The following is an 18476-nucleotide window of genomic DNA, read 5'->3' on the forward strand; positions in this document are numbered from 1 at the left end:
GCGAGGTTTAAACTACAATCGATCAGAATCTGAGCAGAACAACGGGGTTAAAAGTGAGATTGATAAGTCATTATATACCCTGCGTCTAAAAATAGGGAGGAGTATCATGAGGCTGTCTTGGCCGCCACAGCGTCTGAGAGGCAGAAGTTTGGTTGCAATACCACTGATAGTTTCGGCTATCTTTCTGCTAGCAATTTTGGTTCTTGGGTTACCTTTAGGGAGGGATTTTAATGGCGGGACTTTAGTTATGGTCCGTGGTTTGGATAAAGTCCCTGATTTTGGCCAGCTTGAATCTCAGATTGATAGACTAGCGGGTTTGGAAACTGTGGTCCGAGCTGCCGGCGATGGATTTGACATCGAGATGGATGCACAGGTCGTGGGCTTAGAAAATGAGATCAGGGCGTTGCTTTTAGATTCTTTTGGCATTCCGAGTAGTTCGATAGTGATCGGTGAGCTGGGCCCAGTGGTTAGCAGCGCCCAGTGTTTTCAGATCATCGCTCTTGGCCTCGGTGCTCTGATTCTTGTTGGAGTTGTGACATTTATTTTCAGGCGCCGCGTTGCCGCCGTGACATCGGTAGTTGTTGCGGTTCTCGACGTGGTTGGAGTTCTAGGTCTTATGGCGATACTCAGGGTGCCCATAAATCTGGCGTCGATTTTTGGAATTTTGATAGTTTTTGTTTATGTGGTGGAGGTCAATGTTTTTCTTGGTTATAGACTCTTGAAAGGAGCCGTCGGAGATCTGAAAGAGAACATTAGTGAAGCGATGAGAGCAGATCTGACCCTGAGCGCTATTGCCTCTGTGGTTCTTTTGAGCGTGAGCTTTATCGTAACTGCAGTCTCAGTCAGGGAGTTCGCCTTGGCATTGGCTTTTGGGGTCGCGGTAAATGTTTTCAACGTTTGGTTTCTTGGCATTGCTCTTTATCTCAGGCATATCGAACGGAAAAAGGTCGTGAGCTATCATGTCAGCATTTAAGACCCGCCGTGCTAAATTGCTGCTAGTTGTGTTGGCCCTTTCAATCTTGATTTTATGGCAGCCTTGGTCAGGGCTCGAGCCAAGGCTTCGGGGGGTCAGAATGGGAGCCGACTTTTCAGGAGGAACACAATTGGTATTTGAGCTGCAATCTTATCGCGTGGCCCTGCAGGTCGATTCAGCCGGTGAAAACGTCATGGATTATATTATTGCTTCGCTCGAGTCTGGGTTGGGGGCTGAGGTCAGATTGATTAGCTATGACCCCAGCAGCGGAAAGGCTGTTGTTAACGTTAACGGCAGATTAACTGGCCCAATGCTACAAAAGGCGGCGGATATAGCCACCGTTGTCAATGTTGAGGCCTATGTTGAAGAAGGTGAAATGGAAAAAGCCATCCAATTGTTAAGGGCGCGTGTTGATCCATATGAGCTGCTCGATGTTCGGCTAAGGCCCTTTGGAGAAACTTCCATAATAGTCGAGGCCTCAGGGCTGGACCCTAGTCGCATTAGAGATCTGTTAGGTGTCCAGGGCAAGCTTGAGATGTTTCTGGATAACCAGTTGATTCTGGGCAACGATGAGATCAAGAATTTGACCGCGCCGATTTCGGCTGAGGGACTAGCCTACGTTCCCATCAGCTTGACAACTGCCGGCACAGAGATGCTGAAACAGGCCTGTAGCGGCAAGGCTGAGCACTCCATTGTTATTTACTTAGACCGACCGACCGATGCGATCTTGGTTTTCGAAAATCGCACCCTGGAGGAGGCGAGCCATCTTTTTTACGATGAACACTCTCAGAAGTTTTATGTAACCCGTGAGACCGGACTCGCGGTCTCTACCTACTATATCTCAGTTGTAGCTGTTCCAGTTGTTGGAGGAGATGTTTCGGCAGAGGTTGAGAGCTATCTCTTAAGTCGAGTTGGCAATAAGGCGAGAATTATCCTATTGGGTTCAGAGGATGACTTCACACCTGAATTGATTGACCGGCTTTCGTCCCTCTATAGGCTTGAGATGGTTCCACGGCGTGATGGTGAAAGTGTTGATGAATGGGTGCTGCGGGCCTGTGGGGTTCAGTCGGCACCTGTTGTCACGCAGACGATGGCGGCGGGTGGAGTGACCGGAAACCTGACGATTCCTTTTGTGGGGAGGACGCAGGCCCTCTCGTTGATCAAAGCTCAGAACTTTCAAAGAGCGCTGGCGTATCGGCTAGATTTCCCCATAGCCTTCGTTCAGGAATCGTCATTGTCGCCATCCTTTGGGCCGAAGTTTAAGTTGGAGTTAACGTTTGCGGTTGGAGTAACGATTTTGCTCGTTCTCATCCTCGTTTATCTCGCTTTTTCGCGCGTAAAGGCTGCCCTCACCATCGTGGTCTTTCTTTTTGTCGATGCCCTACTGACGCTTGCGGGTATTTCAATCTTCGGACTACCTCTGGGTTTGCCCGCCGTTTCCGGGCTGGTGCTTGTAGTTCTTTCAGGCTTAAACCAGCACATAATCATCACTAATGAGCTGCTGAAGGGCGTCCAACCTCAAGAAAAAGTGAGCGTTGGCTGGAGGGCGTCCAGAGCACTGTCGATATCTTACCTAGCGTCCTTCACCATGCTCTTAGTCTCTATTTTGATAGCCCTGCTGGGATTCGGTCCCATTCGTATTTTTGCCATCGTTGCTTCGGTGGGAATGGTAATCGCCATACTTTTAACCCGTCCCGTATTTGCGCGCGTGATGGAATCGGTGCTTTCAGGGCGGCCGAAAGTAATTCCTCAAGAGTCAGCCGCCAAACCCGAGCAGAAGCAGCAGTGAGGCCACGGCGAGTCCGCCCATAGTCGCAATCAAGCCCAAGAACAGCTTGTTTACCTGCATTGCCTTTAGCGCCTCTCGGGTGATCAGGTAGATGGAGGCTGTGGAAAAGAAGTAGAACCAGAGGACCACGGTGACCACGAGCAAGGGGTCCATTTTTAGAATCAGCATTAGAAAGGCAATTAGTCCGGCCGAGACACTGACGATGGAAAGCGGATAGAAAAGCGCCATCAGAATTCTCCACCTTGTCAAGAAATCACCATCCGAACAGGTACTGAGTAGTCGTAGCCAGTTTTTTCCTTATGATAGCAATTTCTGGGCGATAAACGATTAGTTCATCTCCACTAACTTCTTTGTTCAGAATTTTTCCGATAACTTTAGCCTCGATTTCCCCGTTTATCCTAGCTGCGCCTCGGCCGAGCTTGGGTTCAAGTAAAATAAATATCGGCAAAGACAAACCATCCCATTCAGACTCCGGTAGAAGTTTTGAGAGGTGCTCGAGTTCCTCTTTTTTGAAATAATGTACTTTACCGTCTTTAGTCCTCACATATGGTTTGTCAGAAGATAAAGCCGATTTTAACGTGATGCGCTTCTCCGGAAGATGGGCGTTGAGTCTGTTCAGCTCAAATTTTATTATTCTTTCCACCTTCACTCACGCTTTTCCAGTATTGCCTTAATGCGTTTTAGGCGGGTGAAGTTCTCCCGTTCCATTTCGTCGAGTCTCATCATTATAAAGTTCATCGACTCTCTAAGTCTGGGAATCAATATATACTCCAACGCGTTTACACGTCTTTTGGTTTTCTCGAGTTCATGGGCTAGGGCAAACGCCGTTATTTCCAGCTCAGCTAGTTCGATTAGGAGTTTTGTCGCCCGCTCCATTTCCCTAGCGGCGATGTCTAGGTAGGAAGAGGTCGTGTGCAGGCTGTAGCCACGGGCAAGGGCGTTTCTTTCGATCTCCCCAGCTTGGATAGTTGGAATTTCAATGCCCATTATGTTTCGTACCGAGACATCGATGGTGAGTTCCTTTTTCGTTTCTCCTGCCGCCTGCACCGTTTCAAAGGTCCCCAGCACAGCCATGCAGCTAGACAATGCCTCGTAACCTCTCTTCAGCTGGGCCATGGCCTCGGCCTTGGATTTCTGAATTATCCTCAATGTGTTCAACAGTTCCATGACTAAGGCATCCATTTTTTCCTTGAGCAAATCATAGCCTTTTTCCGCTAGCGCTAAGCGATTTTTAACTTTCATCAATTCCATTCTGTTTGGCGAGATGCTGACTCTTGCCGCCAATTACTTCACCCCGTCTTCATCTGTATCTCAACTCCGACCGTTCTTTTGATTAGCTCTTGGAGTTCATCCCTTTCCGGAGCATATCCGGTTCTGTCTGGTATCTTAAGCACTAGGGGGACCAATCCCTTTTCTTGAATTCTTCGATTAAATTCTGGTCCGATTTCTTCCACAACTCGGTGAGTAATAAAAATCAGACCAATTTCGCCGTGCGTGAGGAATTCCTCCAATTTGGCCAGCGTCTTTTCTTTATCAGTGTGTACGTGCGCGAATCGGGCGCCAGCCAAATTGAATCCGGTTACTGTTTCGAGGTCTCCGATCACAGCGATTTTATAGCTCAATTTTGGACACCACCCACATCTTTTCTTTTATTTTTTGGGGCTCAACTTTTTCCGCTTTGAGCCTCAGTATGGTCAGCAGGTTTCTAACCTCCGTTTCCTTCAATAGTATGTATAAAATCACCGGAGCTAGGCTGAAAATATGAGTCACCGCTTGCTCCCGGAATACTTTCAGCCGCAGCTCATCTAGCGCCCTTTCAGCGGCGGAAATTCCTAAGACTTCCATCTGTGGGAGCAGATTCAGCAGAACCATTCCGTAAGAAGTTCGTGAAATCGCGTCCAGCCCCGATTTAATATTTTCCGCATACGTCATGTCTTTGAGCATCCCTTCAGTTAACAGGTAAGACGGACGAATAAGGTACTTATCTATTTCCTCCGGAGGCACGCCCTCGTTTTTCAGCCTCAAGATAAGCTTAATGTTTACGATATCGATCTCACTCCCGATCATCTTAGTTAAAATTTCTCGCTGGGGTTTGGTCCGGTTTACCTCCTCCCACAGGGCGGTGTAATAATGAAAGTCAAGCGCGGAGAGCAGGGCTAGCAATCCTCGTTCCCTATAGTCTTTTAGTGCGGCATTTAGAATGGGAAAATATTCGCTTTCCTTTAGGAATTCCAACAGCTGGTCGAAATTTTTCACCGAGGTTAGCATCTCGAGCTTTTCCCTCGTCATCGTGGGAGAACACATATAGTGTTTTAGGTCATCCTCAATTGGAACACCGCTGTGAATCGCGGTGATGATTGCCTTTAAGCCCCAAATTTCCCATTTCTTGAGTAGTCTTTCCACAGTTTCCTTTCGCTGTCTAGGAACTATTTTTAGGATTTCCCGGTAGCGATGGTTCAAATGGTCTTTTAATATAACTTCAGCCTTTTTCACGTCGACCACTCCATCTTTGACTATTTCAGCTAAGAGTGGCCGGTATTCAGTGTCATCGAGCAAAGTGAGTAAATTTTCCACTGTTGGAGCTTCAACCATTTCCATGAGTCGGTTCTCTTTTAACAGTTTAGCCTCCCAAGCGCTTATCATTGCTCCACAGTAAATGTAGGGCACGGTCCTTCTAGCGTGGAGCACGATCAGGATGGAGATAAGCCCTATGATGCCAAAGATTATAATCAATATTTCAGTCATCGGGATCCTTCAAATAACAGTTTTGCCACCCTCACCCTCAGCACGTCGGTTAATCTTTGGATGATTCCTTCAAAGGTTTGATCGATCTCGATTTTTCCATCAGCGGTTGCCACTTTGACCCCTCCCGTTGTTTCAATCGGTTCGCCTAAGGAAATGTTGATGTTTCTGTTGCCCGCATTCAACTCGCGGACGATGGTGTTTTTTAATGATTTGAGCGTTTCCAAGTCCCGCTGGTTAACTCTGATTATAATATCGTTTGAGCCAAGTTGTCTACAGGCGTCTACGATCATCCTGGCGAGATCCTCTTTGTACTCTGGTGTGAGGGCGTGTTTTCGCAGCTTTTCTTCGGCTTCTTTAAATACTCTTTGGATTATCTGTTCTTTTTCCCTGAGAAGTTCCTTCCTCGCCTCGACTTTTGCCTGAGCCAATATCTCTGCATATGTTTGACGTCCCTTGATTTCAGCATCCTTTAGCTTTAGTTTTTCCTCCTCCTCAGCGTTTATCTTAGTGGAGTCGATTATTGCGCTTGCTTGTTGGGTTGCCTCTTGAATGATCAAAGCTGCTTTTTCTTCGGCTTCTCTCAAGATATCTTCAGCTAACAATCTTGCGCCTTTTTCAGCCTGCAAGGTAGTCCCCTCTACAATACGCCTATGAAGGTTAGCATGAGTATGGTGGCTAGAAATCCAAGTATGGCATATAGTTCTACCGCAACGGTGTACATCAATCCCACGGAGAAGACCTCAGGCCTTTTTGCGAAGGCAGAAATACCGGCGGAAGCGACCAATCCTTGTGGATAAGATGTAAATCCCTGCAGAATAACAGGAACAGTTGCAGCCAAGACGGCCAGTCCAACAATTCCTGGTTTGGCCATCTCTGGGATCACGCTGCTGGGCGCAAGACCGGCACCGATTATGACCAAAAATCCAGCAACGAAGCCGTATATCCCTTGGGTTCCAGGCAACAGCTGGAATACAAAGGCTTTGTAGGCTTTCTTTGGGTCCTCGCTGGCAACTGCCGCCGCTGCAACTCCGGCTATGCCGACGCCCATACCTGCCATTACTCCTGGGATTCCGATGGCCAATCCAGCCGCCAAGGCAATCCAGATTCCTTCGACCGCCAGCTTCATCACCTCCTTTTTATTTTAGTGAATCTCCTTATAACCTTAAAGGGAGAGAACTTGTTGCCTTCTCCCTCATAGAATTTTCCAAAGAACTCAACATAGTGCAGACGCAGAGTATGGTTGAATGCCCCGAGGCTTTGAATAAAAATGTTGAAGCAGTGGGCCACGAAGAGCACGGCCCCGATTATTATCATCAGGAGGATTGCTAATACGCCCGAAATCGCAGCAAGTGGTGGCGATAAGCTCTCGTACAACCAGATGCCGATGTAATTTATCGCAAAGGCTATAATACTGGTAGCTATGCTAAGCGCCATTAGCCTTGTGTAAGATGCTGCGTCAGCTATAAGCGAGCTTAGCCCATAGACAACGTTAATGGGGCCGCTTATTTTACCAAGACCAGTTGCCATAATCGAGGCACCAAACATCTCGATAATTAATCCGGAAAAAAAGAGCAGCCTAAAAACGACGACCAGCGTTGGGGCGGCTATAAAAGGATTGAAGACGTCGAAAAGCTTCAGCTTGGGGAAGACGAAGTTTATTCCGAACTCAAGCAGACCAATCCCGAGGACGCAGAAGATCATTCCGAAGAATCCGACGATGATCAATATGTGGGGAATGTGATTAAGTACCATCAGTTTCCATTTTTTTCTGAGGATATCTTTGGCAACATTGATTGAATAACCTAGGATGAGGTGAAATATTCCAAGAAACACGGCAATTTTGAGTATTGGTATGGGATTTTCCATGACGTTGATCCAAAGAGGAGCTATACCGAACCATCCACCGATCAGGGCCCCGATGATGATGGTGAGCCCAGAGCTCAACAGAAGTATCATTTTCAACTTTTTGGGAAAAATTTTGGTCAACTGAATACCGGAAAGCAGGAAAATTGCAACTAGAAGACCATAAGCGGCATCGGATAGACAAAGGGCGAAAAATAGAGGAAAAGTTATCGATATAAATGGCGTAGGTTCTATCTCATCGTATTTAGGTGTGCTGAACGTTTCGGTTATAATCTCAAAATCGCTGACTAGCTTTGGATTCTCAAACTGCGATGGGACAGATTCCACTTCCTCCGCTTTAGGATCATATACCCTGACGACATGGATCCCATTGGTTACAGGAGCCAGTAGTGAGTCGATATTCGCCTTTTTCTTGGGAACCCAGCCCTCGATTATTACCGTGTTCTCGGTTTGGCCAAAAAACTTCGAGCATTTTAGGCGCTCAATTTGGATTTCAAGCAACTCAACCGTGGTATTTACGGCAACGGAATTTGCCCTCGCGAAATCCTTTTTTTTGTCCTCAAATCCCAATCTTTCCTCTTCAAGCCTTTTTAGCTCCTTCTCGAGCTTCTTTAGAGCCTCGCTTGCCGTCTCATAGTAGGGTGGAATCTCCATTAGTTCCACGCCGAACCGGTATAAGATCGGCAATAGCTTTTGTTGATCCTTGGTCCGGCACACCGTTATGAAATTTTTCTTCTTTCCTTTTCCAAAAAAAGTTATGAACACTTTATAGTCAAGTGCGGCAGTGATTTCGTTGGAGAGTTCTTGCACAAGCTCCGCAGCGACCGAGCCGGCGAGAGTCCTGATCTCGTCCGTTGTTTTAAGGTAGCTGAGGGGGGATTCTATCTCAACGAACTTTTTCAGGACTTCCATTTTAGTGATTAGTTCAATTTTTTTCTCGCTCAGTTTACTTTCTGTTTCTCTGAGCGAGTTGAATTTGGCTTCGATAGCTTTCAGCAGCTTTTCTGCTTTGGCGATGGTTGCTGTGCTCGTTTCCTCTTCGACTTCCACGACCTTGTTAGAAGGGCCAACGAACTCTTGGATTTCTTTCAGTCGGTTGAGCAAAGATGAAAGCTTGTAGACCTCTTCACCTACAGCCATCCTTCCGATTTCAGGCTCCGTGACCTCCTTGAATTGTACGATGCCCTGCTCATGGAGCGTTGCGATTACCTCCCCATATAGCCTTCTTGGAAAAATGGCCAGAAACCGCTGCATCCTCATGGTTCTAAACATGAGTTCGCCCCAGGACAACATCAAAAATTAACTTGACAGCATCGGAGGCGCGATCTTTGGCTTCTTTAATTATTTTCTGTTTTTGTTGCTGAGCTTCGTCAAGCAGTTTTTTGGCGTCAAGCTCGGCCTTTTTCTGGCATTCTTCGAGCAGCTTTTTGATTTTTAGCTGGGTCGTGGCCTCATATCTTTCCCTGATTTTTTCGGCTTCTTTTCTAGCGGATTCGAGCAAAGCCGTTGCTTCTCGCTGGGCCTCCTCAATCCTTTTCCTTGCCTTTTGCTCGGCTTCGAATATGAGTCGAAGTTCTTCGTTGACCAAATCGTCACCTTCTGCTTATGGTTAATGGAAGGCCCAATAAAAGTTTTTCTTGAACAACAGCTCTTCAAGGGCCTTTTTTTAGTTGATTTATTCGCCCGAAACAGTTGGTATTTAATTGATGTTTGCCGTTATTTTGTGTTGTAAACTGAAAGCCCAGATCTGTTTTTATGGTTAAATCAGTAAAAGTTATTTTTTGAACGGAAAAAGTAGGAAGGCAAACTCATAAAAGCGTTGTTTCTAAAAATAATGGGGGCTATAAAGTGGGAAAAATTACCAGGATTACTGGGCCTGTCGTTATTGCAGATGATATGCGTGGTTCAGAGATGTATGAGTTGGTTCGGGTTGGCGAAGAGAAGCTGATGGGAGAGATAATCGGACTAACTGGTGATCGGGCAACCATTCAAGTCTACGAGGAGACCGCGGGCATAAAACCCGGTGAAAGGGTCGAGGGAACGGGAAGACCCTTGTCGGTCGAGCTGGGGCCGGGGCTGATCGGTTCTATTTACGATGGAACCCAAAGGCCATTGACCATAATTCGTAGTAAAGTTGGTGATATGGTAAAAAGGGGAGTTTTTGCCCCCGCTCTTTCTCGGGAGACAAAGTGGGAGTTTATCCCCAAGGTTAAAAGGGGAGCTGGGGTTGTTGAGGGAGACATTTTGGGAACAGTGAAGGAGAGTCGCTTGGTTGAGCACAGGATACTAGTTCCACCGGGCATTTGTGGCAAGGTTTTGGAGATTTCAGATGGGCAGCATAAGGTAGAAGATGTAGTTGCTGTGATTGAAACACCTGCTGGCAAAAAGGACATTCGAATGATGCAAGTTTGGCCCGTCAGGCGCCCACGTCCCTTTAAAAGAAAATTGGAAGCAATTCAACCGCTGCTCACGGGCCAACGTGTTGCCGATACCTTCTTCCCGATTGTAAAAGGTGGGACTGCCGCAATTCCAGGCGGTTTTGGAACGGGCAAGACAGTTTTTCTCCATCAGGTCGCCAAGTGGGCCGATGCTGACGTTATCACTTATGTAGGTGCTGGTGAGCGCGGCAATGAGATGTGTGATGTGTTGATACACTTTCCCGAGCTTAAGGACCCCAGAACAGGAGAATCTTTGATGCAGAGGACCACGCTGATAGCCAACACATCTAATATGCCGGTAGCTGCCAGAGAAGCAGGCGTTTACACCGGCATCACTATCGCCGAGTATTTCCGGGACATGGGATACGAGGTGGCGCTGATGGCCGATTCCACATCCAGGTGGGCCGAGGCCATGCGTGAAATATCTGGCCGGCTTGAAGAGATGCCTGGAGAGGAGGGTTTCCCTGCATATTTAGCCTCACGATTGGCCGAGTTCTACGAAAGGGCAGGCCGTGTACAAACTCTAGGTTCCGACGAGCGTTTCGGTTCCGTCACCGTGCTCGGTGCTGTTTCGCCTCCGGGAGGAGATTTGTCGGAACCGGTTTCTCAGAACACACTTCGAATTGTTAAGGTGTTCTGGGCTCTCGACACAAGTTTGGCTTACCGCCGGCACTTTCCCGCCATAAACTGGCTCACCAGTTACTCATTATACGTCGACAACATCAAGGATTGGTGGAAATCAAAAACTGGGGAGGAATGGAAGGACCTGCGTGATGAGGCGATAGCGATGTTGCAGCGAGAGGCGGAGTTGGAAGAAATAGTTAAGCTGGTTGGCCCCGATGCGCTGCCGGAGCCGGAGCGAGCATTACTTGAATCGGCTCGAATGATGCGGGAGGACTTTCTCCAGCAGTTCGCCCTTCATGAGGTCGATACCTACTGTCCCCCTGAGAAGCAGATCGGGATGCTGAAGATAATAATTAACTTTTATCACAATGCAGTTGAGGCGGCCAAGCGGGGGATCCCTGTTGAGGAAATAAGAAAACTTCCAGTCAAGGAGGATATCGCTGGAATGAAAAGACTTCCGGCAGAAAAATTTGTCAAGGAGCAGGGAAGAATTGAGAAGCATCTCAAAGAGCAGTTTGATTACTTATTGAAGACGAAGAAAGCCCCAGAAGCGGGGACGAAAAGCACTGAGGGATAAGATGAAAAGCCGCGAATATTTGACGGTGACGGAGGTCTACGGCCCCCTGATGGTAGTTGAGGGGGTTGGCGGCGTAGCCTACGGAGAGGTGGTCGACATTACTACGCCGGATGGGGAGATCAAGCATGGTCAGGTTCTGGATGCTTATGAGGACCGTGCCGTGGTTCAGGTGTATGAGGGCACCAGAGGCATAGACACTTTCAAGACGAAGGTCAGGTTCAGAGGCGAGACAGTAAAGTTCGGTGTCGGCATGGAGCTGCTGGGCAGGATTTTCAGCGGTAGGGGTGCTCCGATAGATGGTGGACCCAAGCCGATATTTGAGGACGAGTGGGATGTTTACGGATCCCCGATAAATCCGTCCGCTCGCGAGTATCCAAACGAGTTCATTCAGACCGGCATTTCTGTCATAGACGGCATGAACACATTGGTTCGGGGTCAGAAGTTGCCCATTTTCTCCGGTGCCGGTTTGCCGCACAATGAACTGGTGGCCCAGATAGCTAGACAGGCCAAGGTCTTGGACGAGGAGGAAAGATTCGCCGTGGTTTTTTGCGGAATGGGAATTACCCACGAGGAGGCGGCTTTCTTTATCAAGGACTTTGAAAGAAGTGGAGCCATTGAGCGCGCGACCGTCTTTCTGAATTTAGCTAACGATCCCGCCATTGAGCGGATTCTCACACCTAGGCTTGCCCTAACCACAGCCGAATACTTGGCCTTTGTCCAAGGAATGCATGTGCTGGTGATCCTGACAGATATGACCAATTACTGCGAGGCGCTTCGGGAGGTTTCTGCTGCCAGGGGTGAGGTGCCTGGCAGAAGAGGATATCCCGGATATATGTACACAGACTTGGCCACTGTCTATGAGCGTGCAGGCAGGATCAAAGGTAAAAGCGGTTCGGTCACCCAGATGCCGGTCTTGACGATGCCAGGCGATGACATCACTCACCCGATTCCAGATCTCACCGGTTACATAACCGAAGGGCAGTTGGTCATGGATCGGGAACTCCACCGGAAGGGAATTTATCCCCCGATAAACCCGCTTCCTTCTCTTTCTAGGTTAATGAAGGACGGTATTGGGGCCGGACACACACGTGAGGATCACATGGATGTTTCGAACCAGCTCTATGCTGCCTACGCCGAGGGAAGAGACCTCAGGGCGCTGGTGGCTGTTGTCGGTGAGGAGGCTCTGACAGACAGGGATCGCGGCTATTTGGCCTTTGCCGATCGGTTTGAGAGAGAGTTCGTGAATCAGGGCCGTGATGAGAACAGGTCAATCGACACCACACTTGACTTGGGTTGGGAGCTTTTGCGTACCCTGCCAGAATCTGAGCTTAAGCGTGTTGACCCCAAGTTCATCGCCAAGTATCTGAAACCGAAATAGTGCGCTCGTGACTCAAGATCTTCATCATCAGATCAGAAGCTCGTGTCGTCATCGCGCAATAGAAAATTGGGTTGTTGATCTTAAAACGATATTTCTAGGGGCCGGCAGAAATTTTTCTCAACGATTTTTTTGATCTTCGGTAGTGCTCGCTTGTATTTGGCGCGGTGTTCTTTGAGGTAGTTCTTCATCATCTCGATAGCTCTGGTTTTACACTCACCACAGATCATCTTTCCTGACCTGCAGAGCTCGTTGATTTCAAGCAGTTCATTATCATCAGGCATCAGGTGGTAAACGTAGAGTTCGTAGACGCGGCACTTGGAGGGATCTCCACCTAGACGGCGCTGCTCGGCGGCGGTGGGGAGACCGCCGGTAAAGGCGTTTCTTATTTTTTTCTCTAGATCCTCGTCGGAATCGGTAAGAAATATCGCGGTTTCCGGCCGGCTGCTGGACATCTTGTCGCCGGTCAACCCGGGCAGTAACCGGTGATAAGTAGAGGATGGTAAGATGAACCTGAGGTCTTTTTGGAATCGGGCCGCTACATCCCTTGCTAAGCGAATGTGGGGGTCTTGGTCTATCCCAACAGGAATCACGGTCGGGCGCGGGCCGCCGAACTCCTCCAACTGTGGGTGTAATATGTCCGCTATGTCGATCATCGGGTAGAAAATTTGCGAGATGCTCGACTCTCCAGAAAATCCATAGATGGCCTTCATTTCGCTGAAGTTTACCTTCTTCGCGAGTAGAAAGGCAAGATGTCTTACCGAGTTATTTGTGGATTGGAAGTAGACATGGCAGCGCTCCAGATTCAAACCAAGCGCGTAGTAATTGGCTAAATATTCCTCAATGGCCAATTTTTTCGATTGCTCGAACGAAATCCCGCGGGCGGAATAGGCCTCTAGATCGGCCACGCAGAGGAAGATGTCCGATTTTTTCTCCTGATACCAAATCAGCTGATCGATGACCAGCTTGTGGCCAAGGTGCATCTTTCCACTCGGCATTAGTCCGGTCATGACGGCGAAATTTTCCCCCTTATCCATCGCGCTCAATATTCGCTCAAAATCACGGTGCCCGAAAATTATCTTTCTTCTCATCAGCGGGTGGGGATTGGATATTTTCTGGAGTAAATTTTCGAAAGGAGAAATCCCGAACTCTTCCATGACCCGGCTGTAGTTCTCAGGAATGGTCGCTCCCCAAGGATCGAGTTTTATGGTCATTCAGGGTCTCTCCCTAGTTACTGAGTAGTAAGTTATATCCCCCTCATCATCGACCACTGCCCAGACTATCCTCTTTCGAACACTGTGAGCCAGCCTGACGGCCCTGGCCAGTTCCGTCGGCGTCATCTTCACACCCTCGGGTATGGCGTGGACCAGAAATTTGGAGTGGGCCTCTCCTGGTTTTTCACCACGCTCGTAGACACGAAAGTGCGCACCAAACTTTAAACCAGTTTTGACGATGTATCCTCTCGAGCGAAGATCAGCATACGCCGCGTACTTGAGTATCAGGTCAGGGTCGGTTTCGGTGAATTTATCCGCCAGAGCCTTGAAGCTCAGCTTGTTACCCTCTTCATCGGTTATGGTTATTTTTCCGGAGTCCAGCAAGTAGAGAGCCTCAACAGGTGCCAGCTGGAGCTTGCCCCCGCTGAGAGGTTTACCGTAAAAGCCACGCTGGTAGAGCTGGTTCGCCTGAGCTTCGTCCCAGACTATTATCTTTCCCCGATAGAGCCTAGCTTCTGTAACGGCACCTTCGGCCTCCATACTATTCCCCCTCTAAAATATCCAACCACGGTTAAGAAGATTGCTTTAAGATTCGGTGGGGCAGTTTAGGCTGATAGTTGCGCCGATGTCGGAGATTTTTTCTCCTGCCTAAGCAGCTCCCAGTAATGAAGGTTGTGGATGCATCCGGGGTCTGGGGCCCGCACATCACCGTAGTATCCATAAGCTCTGGCCCGGCACCCGCCACAGATGTACTTATGTTCACACTGACCGCACCCCTCCAAGGCATCTCGATTTCTCAGCTTCCAAAGTATCTCCGACGAGTGCCAGATTTCACGCAAGCTATCCTTTCTTATGTTGCCGAGCTTTATGGGCATGAATACGCAGGGGGTAATGTCGCCGTTGGGCTCTAGGCCGCAGTACAATCTCCCGGCCCCGCATCCGCCCAAGAATTCCGCGAGGCTTTTAGTTCTGCCCTGTAGCGCTTCTATCGCACCTTTGTTGGTGAAGTGGGTAGCTACCAACGGTGCCGATTCATCACCAAAGGCGTATTTCCACGAGATGGTGGAGTACTGTGGCGCGGTGGAGTAACAGATCAGCCTGCAGTTGTTGTCCATCATTCGTTTGTAAAGGTATTCCAGAAGCTCCTGTCTTTCCTCAGGGCTCAGGTCTTGGTAGATAATTTCCTTACCTCTTCCGGTCGGCACATAGTTAAATATAATTACCCTTTTGACGCCCAGTTCTTTTTCAGCGAAGTCGACTAGGTTTGGGATTTCGTGAAGATTGTACCGAGTGGCTGTCAGAGCGACGCAGGTGTCGATTCCTTCCGCCACGCAGTTCTTGATCCCCTCACAGGTGCGCTTCCAGGCACCAGGGACGCCGCGGAACTTGTCGTGGGCGGCTTCGAATCCATCCAAGGAGATTTCGACGTAGCCGAAGACTTCCTTCATCCTTTTCGCTAGGTCTCGGGTGATCAGCGTCCCGTTTGTGGCGACACTAGTGTAAAAGCCATGGCTTTTCGCATAACCGGCTACTTCAAAGATATCTTTTCTCATCAGCGGCTCGCCACCGGAGAAAGCTATGGCTACCACACCGACTTCCTCGAATTCATCGATGACTTTTTTTGCCTCCTCAGTGGTCAACTCGTCTTCCATTGCCTTAGGACCGGCACTTTCGTAGCAATGTTCGCAGCGCAGGTTACAAAGCTTGGTATAGTTCCACACCACAAGGAAAGGAGCCACCGAGGTGAAAGGGCGGCGAGTACCATAGCGTGCAATGCCCTCGAGCACATTTACCATTCCGCGTCTTATCAGGGGGTCGGAAAGATTTTCTTTCAGGTTAGTGCTAGAATAGCCAAAGGCGCTGGCACCATGGTCAAGTACAAATTTGACCACAATGGAGGCGATGGTGTCTCGAACGTCGCATTTGATATTTTCCCCCATGTATTTGCGGATGGCGATATCGAGCCGGTTTCCACCGTGCTTGCTTTTACCACAAACGAGTTTTAGCATGTTTCTGGCGACCGGATTGTCAAGCCACCTTTGCACGGACTCGATGATGGCATCCTCAGTTCTGATTTCAGACCCAATAGCTGGGCCCACACCAGAAACCATAAAAACCCCTCGAAAGGTTTTATGTGATTTATAAAATAAAACATTACCCTATAGAAGTTTTTAAATCGACACCTTTAAATAACAGTGTTAACACAATATCTGTCGAAGTCAGATTCGACGGTCGCGCTAATACCAGGCGGCACTGCCGAGACGATGAAGAAAGAAATAGAATGAGGCAAGATTGCTTTTTGCCGTTGATATGTCACCTCCAACTTAGTCGGTGCGGCTGGCCGCCTGGTATTAAGGATTAGTTTTGGAGTTTAAAGTAGTCCAAACAGACCGATGTAGATAACGCTCAGTATAATGATGAGCACCGGCAATAGGTTTTGCATTTTGGCCTCGAATTTCTCCGCCTGCTCCACTTTTCCGGATTCCACTAGCCTCATCCCTTGGACGGAGACCAAGAGATTGTAGAGGAAAACAGTGTAAACCACCAACATTATTCTGTCAAATAGGGTCAGGTAACCGAGTGCGGGCAACCCGCTTAAGGCGGCGATGTGATAGGCAACCGCGGACATCAGCGTTGAGACACAGATACCAACCCTCTGTCCGAAGTTTTTAATTGAAATGGCAAAGGTGAGCAGAGAGATTAACGTGATGATGATAATCGGGAGGAAATTCTTGAGTACAGCTGAAATTTTGGAACGGTAGACGGTCAGGCCAAAGGTAACTTGAGAATAGCTTTCGTCTGGGTAGGCGTGTTCGGTCACGAAGATTCGGAAGTCCTTCACATCCCAGCCAGCAACAGTTAGATTAGGATCGGTGCCGCTCTCTTCAATATCAGGCTCAAAAACTAATTCTGTGATGTTGTGATTTTTATCTTCGAGCGAGACTGAAAGGAAGTGCTCGTCCAGGGGAAAATCCCTGAAATCAAATGGCTCAACGTATGCTCCCCTCACCCTATACTCCAGATAGTTTTCCGCCTCTCGCTCTTCCTCAACGATAAGGTCCATTCTTGGCGTGCCTCGAAGGAACTCTATGTCAGGCTTGATGTCTTGATACTTGAACCAAAGATAGAAGTCGACGGTGAATGTCTGCGCCGGTGTGTCGACCTTCTCAATTGAGTTTATCCAAACACCGACCTTGACCACACTTGCCCCAGCTTCGTTTTTTGAACAGCCCGGAGGGATGAAGGCAAGGCTAAGCAGAAGGATAAGAACTAGTGATGCCAGCAGCAGTTTTGCTTTCACGGAATTCACCTGCTCTTTTTACTGGCAATTTGGATTTTTAAATTTGTCGCGTTCTTTAAGAAACCATTTAAAAAATAATCGGATTACTTTAAAGCAACCGGGGCGATTTTTCTGAAGTACAAATGGACAGTTCTCACAGTTACCACGATAGGGATGCTGATGTTCGGCATTAACTCTAGGATAGTGATCGTCGGTCTGCCGCAGGTTGCTGCTGCCTTAAACGCCGATGCCGAGCAAGCGATTTGGTTCACGCAGGCATACATGTTTGCCAGCACGGTGGCGTTATTCCTTCTCGGCAGGGCCTCGGACATTTTTGGGCGGGTAAAAATCTATGTACCTGTTTTTGCGCTCTTCACCCTTGGGGCCCTGCTTTCGGGGCTCTCCTCAAACCTGGTTCAGGTGATCGTTTTTCGAGCTTGGATTTTTTCTTGGCCTGAATCAGAGTGCTTTTAGACTAGGTGCTATGCTCGGCCTGACTTTGGAGTTTTGCTCGCTCTCTTGGACTGGAGAGCGCTGTTTTTCATCAATGTTCCAATAGGCATCTTCGGGACAATTTGGGCAAGCAGAAGGCTTAAGGAGGTGGCTAAGGTGGAAAAACGGACTTCGATAGATTGGGGTGGTTTTGTAACAGTTTCTGCAGCCATAGCTTCGCTTCTTTTTGCACTTACCTTCGCGGCCTACGGAATGGCCCACTAGAACACCGTTTTGTTGTTTGTCGTATTTTTTGCGGTGGTTATGATCGTATTTTTCATGCATGAGAGTCATGCCGAGTACCCATTGTTTGACTTGAGCCTGCTGAGAATACGGGAGTTCTTGGGAGGCAATCTCGCGCAGTTGCTGAACGCGGCGGCTTGGGGCGCGGTCTTGCTGTTGCTCAGCCTTTACAACTAGTTTTGGGCCTCAGCCCGTTTGAGGCTGGGGTGAGGTCGATCCCTTTTGAGATAACCTATTTTGTCGTCGGGGTTATCAGCGGAAAGCTCTCAGACAAATTCGGCTGCTTATCCTTCACGACATCCGGTCTGTCTGTGACCAGCTTGTCATTATTTTTATTCTCGACCATGGATGCTCAGACGCCTTATCAAACGGTGGTCGGCTACATGCTGGTCTTCGGGATAGGTATGGGTGTTTTTGCTTCCCACAATGTGAGTTCGATAATGCGCTGCGTTCCCCTAGAGAGGAAGGGAATTGGCTCGGCGTTCAGGACCACAATGTTCAATGTTGGTTATCTGATGAGCCTGAGTTTGGCCGTTCTGTTGATGAGCCTGACAATTCCGTATGATCAGCTGACCCAGATAGTCACCTCCATTGACCCGATTTCAATCAGCTTATCTGACAGACAGCTTTTCGTTGAGGCCATGCAAAAGACGTGTCTTGGACTGGCCGTTCTGAATACGCTCGCCATTATTCCCTCAATATTGAGAGGCATGGGGAACCGAAGCAGGTCGAGTTGATCATGAATTGTGATAAACTGTTGGTGGGGTCGCCGAGATTTGAACTCGGGTCACGAGCTTTTCTGCGCCTGAGCGACCCAAAGCTCGCAGGATAGACCAAGCTACCCCACGACCCCGCTTCATATT

21 protein-coding genes and 1 tRNA gene are annotated in these 18476 nt (G+C 48.5%); 8 read left to right on the forward strand and 14 right to left on the reverse strand.

What is annotated here, in order from left to right; all coding sequences use genetic code 11:
- The first annotated feature begins 106 nt into the window (after nt 1–106).
- On the forward strand, nt 107–973 hold the full coding sequence (locus tag QXT02_RS05565) for a hypothetical protein (RefSeq protein ID WP_342812426.1): 867 nt from the start codon (nt 107–109) through the stop codon (nt 971–973).
- Nucleotides 974–1073: 100 nt separating this feature from the next.
- Nucleotides 1074–2762: a hypothetical protein gene (locus tag QXT02_RS05570; protein WP_342812427.1), complete on the forward strand. Its 1689-nt coding sequence runs from the start codon at nt 1074–1076 to the stop codon at nt 2760–2762.
- On the opposite strand, the gene QXT02_RS05575 is transcribed toward QXT02_RS05570, so the two are convergent.
- From QXT02_RS05575 to QXT02_RS05615, 9 genes are read right to left on the reverse strand one after another with little or no spacing between them, the layout of a single operon-like run.
- Nucleotides 2730–3011, reverse strand: a complete 282-nt coding sequence (locus QXT02_RS05575; protein WP_342812428.1) for a hypothetical protein — start codon at nt 3009–3011, stop codon at nt 2730–2732. The two genes, QXT02_RS05570 and QXT02_RS05575, sit on opposite strands and share 33 nt — an antisense overlap.
- 4 nt (nt 3012–3015) lie before the next feature.
- Nucleotides 3016–3411 carry a DUF61 family protein gene (locus QXT02_RS05580; RefSeq protein ID WP_342812429.1) on the reverse strand — a complete coding sequence of 132 codons (396 nt, stop codon included), beginning with the start codon at nt 3409–3411 and terminating at the stop codon, nt 3016–3018.
- Nucleotides 3408–4046 (reverse strand): V-type ATP synthase subunit D, encoded by a 639-nt coding sequence (locus QXT02_RS05585; protein ID WP_342812430.1) that lies wholly within the window; start codon nt 4044–4046, stop codon nt 3408–3410. Before QXT02_RS05585 ends, QXT02_RS05580 begins: the two co-directional genes overlap by 4 nt.
- Nucleotides 4047–4051: 5 nt before the next feature.
- A complete protein-coding gene (locus QXT02_RS05590; protein WP_342812431.1) occupies nt 4052–4384 on the reverse strand; it encodes a V-type ATP synthase subunit F in 333 nt (110 codons plus the stop codon).
- A complete protein-coding gene (locus tag QXT02_RS05595) occupies nt 4374–5507 on the reverse strand; it encodes a V-type ATPase subunit (protein WP_342812432.1) in 1134 nt (377 codons plus the stop codon). The genes QXT02_RS05590 and QXT02_RS05595 overlap by 11 nt, the downstream gene beginning before the upstream one ends.
- Nucleotides 5504–6133: a V-type ATP synthase subunit E gene (locus QXT02_RS05600; RefSeq protein WP_342812433.1), complete on the reverse strand. Its 630-nt coding sequence runs from the start codon at nt 6131–6133 to the stop codon at nt 5504–5506. The genes QXT02_RS05595 and QXT02_RS05600 overlap by 4 nt, the downstream gene beginning before the upstream one ends.
- A gap of 11 nt (nt 6134–6144) precedes the next feature.
- Nucleotides 6145–6633 (reverse strand): permease, encoded by a 489-nt coding sequence (locus QXT02_RS05605; RefSeq protein ID WP_342812434.1) that lies wholly within the window; start codon nt 6631–6633, stop codon nt 6145–6147.
- Nucleotides 6633–8642: a V-type ATP synthase subunit I gene (locus QXT02_RS05610; protein ID WP_342812435.1), complete on the reverse strand. Its 2010-nt coding sequence runs from the start codon at nt 8640–8642 to the stop codon at nt 6633–6635. The genes QXT02_RS05605 and QXT02_RS05610 overlap by 1 nt, the downstream gene beginning before the upstream one ends.
- Nucleotides 8635–8958, reverse strand: coding sequence for a hypothetical protein (locus QXT02_RS05615; RefSeq protein ID WP_342812436.1), 324 nt, complete (start codon nt 8956–8958; stop codon nt 8635–8637). The genes QXT02_RS05610 and QXT02_RS05615 overlap by 8 nt, the downstream gene beginning before the upstream one ends.
- A 260-nt stretch (nt 8959–9218) precedes the next feature.
- Here QXT02_RS05615 and QXT02_RS05620 point away from each other — a divergent pair, with 260 nt between their 5' ends.
- Both QXT02_RS05620 and QXT02_RS05625 read left to right on the forward strand, forming a co-directional pair.
- Complete coding sequence (locus QXT02_RS05620; protein ID WP_342812437.1) at nt 9219–11009, forward strand: V-type ATP synthase subunit A; 1791 nt, start codon at nt 9219–9221, stop codon at nt 11007–11009.
- 1 nt (nt 11010) lies between these two features.
- The gene (locus QXT02_RS05625; protein WP_342812439.1) at nt 11011–12387 is read left to right on the forward strand and encodes a V-type ATP synthase subunit B; all 1377 of its coding nucleotides are present in this window, start codon (nt 11011–11013) and stop codon (nt 12385–12387) included.
- Nucleotides 12388–12467: 80 nt separating this feature from the next.
- On the opposite strand, the gene QXT02_RS05630 is transcribed toward QXT02_RS05625, so the two are convergent.
- The 4 genes from QXT02_RS05630 to QXT02_RS05645 form a co-directional block, all read right to left on the reverse strand.
- Complete coding sequence (locus QXT02_RS05630) at nt 12468–13598, reverse strand: tryptophan--tRNA ligase (protein ID WP_342812440.1); 1131 nt, start codon at nt 13596–13598, stop codon at nt 12468–12470.
- Entirely contained in the window at nt 13599–14138 is a 540-nt protein-coding gene (gene endA / locus QXT02_RS05635; RefSeq protein ID WP_342812442.1) for a tRNA-intron lyase, read from the reverse strand.
- A gap of 65 nt (nt 14139–14203) precedes the next feature.
- The gene (locus QXT02_RS05640) at nt 14204–15709 is read right to left on the reverse strand and encodes a radical SAM/SPASM domain-containing protein (RefSeq protein WP_342812443.1); all 1506 of its coding nucleotides are present in this window, start codon (nt 15707–15709) and stop codon (nt 14204–14206) included.
- Between the two features lie 260 nt (nt 15710–15969).
- Complete coding sequence (locus QXT02_RS05645) at nt 15970–16899, reverse strand: hypothetical protein (protein WP_342812444.1); 930 nt, start codon at nt 16897–16899, stop codon at nt 15970–15972.
- Between the two features lie 153 nt (nt 16900–17052).
- Between QXT02_RS05645 and QXT02_RS05650 the strand changes: the two genes are divergently transcribed.
- Genes QXT02_RS05650 through QXT02_RS05665 form a run of 4 tightly spaced genes read left to right on the forward strand, consistent with a single transcriptional unit; the run spans nt 17053 to nt 18350 of the window.
- Nucleotides 17053–17352: an MFS transporter gene (locus QXT02_RS05650; RefSeq protein WP_342812446.1), complete on the forward strand. Its 300-nt coding sequence runs from the start codon at nt 17053–17055 to the stop codon at nt 17350–17352.
- Nucleotides 17353–17385: 33 nt separating this feature from the next.
- On the forward strand, nt 17386–17595 hold the full coding sequence (locus QXT02_RS05655; protein WP_342812447.1) for a hypothetical protein: 210 nt from the start codon (nt 17386–17388) through the stop codon (nt 17593–17595).
- Between the two features lie 39 nt (nt 17596–17634).
- Nucleotides 17635–17790: a hypothetical protein gene (locus tag QXT02_RS05660; RefSeq protein ID WP_342812449.1), complete on the forward strand. Its 156-nt coding sequence runs from the start codon at nt 17635–17637 to the stop codon at nt 17788–17790.
- Nucleotides 17791–17819: 29 nt separating this feature from the next.
- Nucleotides 17820–18350, forward strand: a complete 531-nt coding sequence (locus QXT02_RS05665; RefSeq protein ID WP_342812450.1) for an MFS transporter — start codon at nt 17820–17822, stop codon at nt 18348–18350.
- Between the two features lie 21 nt (nt 18351–18371).
- On the opposite strand, the gene QXT02_RS05670 is transcribed toward QXT02_RS05665, so the two are convergent.
- Nucleotides 18372–18466, reverse strand: a tRNA-Pro gene (locus tag QXT02_RS05670).
- Nucleotides 18467–18476 lie beyond the last annotated feature (10 nt).

Source organism: Hadarchaeum sp. (SeqCode), from assembly GCF_038871235.1.
Lineage (GTDB): Archaea > Hadarchaeota > Hadarchaeia > Hadarchaeales > Hadarchaeaceae > Hadarchaeum.

Bases quoted from the DNA above. Each gene is read 5' to 3' on its own strand.
- QXT02_RS05595 (WP_342812432.1), bottom strand. From the start codon at position 5,507: ATGACTGAAATATTGATTATAATCTTTGGCATCATAGGGCTTATCTCC.
- QXT02_RS05605 (WP_342812434.1), bottom strand. From the start codon at position 6,633: ATGAAGCTGGCGGTCGAAGGAATCTGGATTGCCTTGGCGGCTGGATTG.
- QXT02_RS05630 (WP_342812440.1), bottom strand. From the start codon at position 13,598: ATGACCATAAAACTCGATCCTTGGGGAGCGACCATTCCTGAGAACTAC.
- QXT02_RS05650 (WP_342812446.1), top strand. From the start codon at position 17,053: ATGCTGATGTTCGGCATTAACTCTAGGATAGTGATCGTCGGTCTGCCG.
- endA (WP_342812442.1), bottom strand. From the start codon at position 14,138: ATGGAGGCCGAAGGTGCCGTTACAGAAGCTAGGCTCTATCGGGGAAAG.
- QXT02_RS05565 (WP_342812426.1), top strand. From the start codon at position 107: ATGAGGCTGTCTTGGCCGCCACAGCGTCTGAGAGGCAGAAGTTTGGTT.
- QXT02_RS05640 (WP_342812443.1), bottom strand. From the start codon at position 15,709: ATGGTTTCTGGTGTGGGCCCAGCTATTGGGTCTGAAATCAGAACTGAG.
- QXT02_RS05570 (WP_342812427.1), top strand. From the start codon at position 1,074: ATGGGAGCCGACTTTTCAGGAGGAACACAATTGGTATTTGAGCTGCAA.
- QXT02_RS05610 (WP_342812435.1), bottom strand. From the start codon at position 8,642: ATGTTTAGAACCATGAGGATGCAGCGGTTTCTGGCCATTTTTCCAAGA.
- QXT02_RS05625 (WP_342812439.1), top strand. From the start codon at position 11,011: ATGAAAAGCCGCGAATATTTGACGGTGACGGAGGTCTACGGCCCCCTG.
- QXT02_RS05660 (WP_342812449.1), top strand. From the start codon at position 17,635: ATGATCGTATTTTTCATGCATGAGAGTCATGCCGAGTACCCATTGTTT.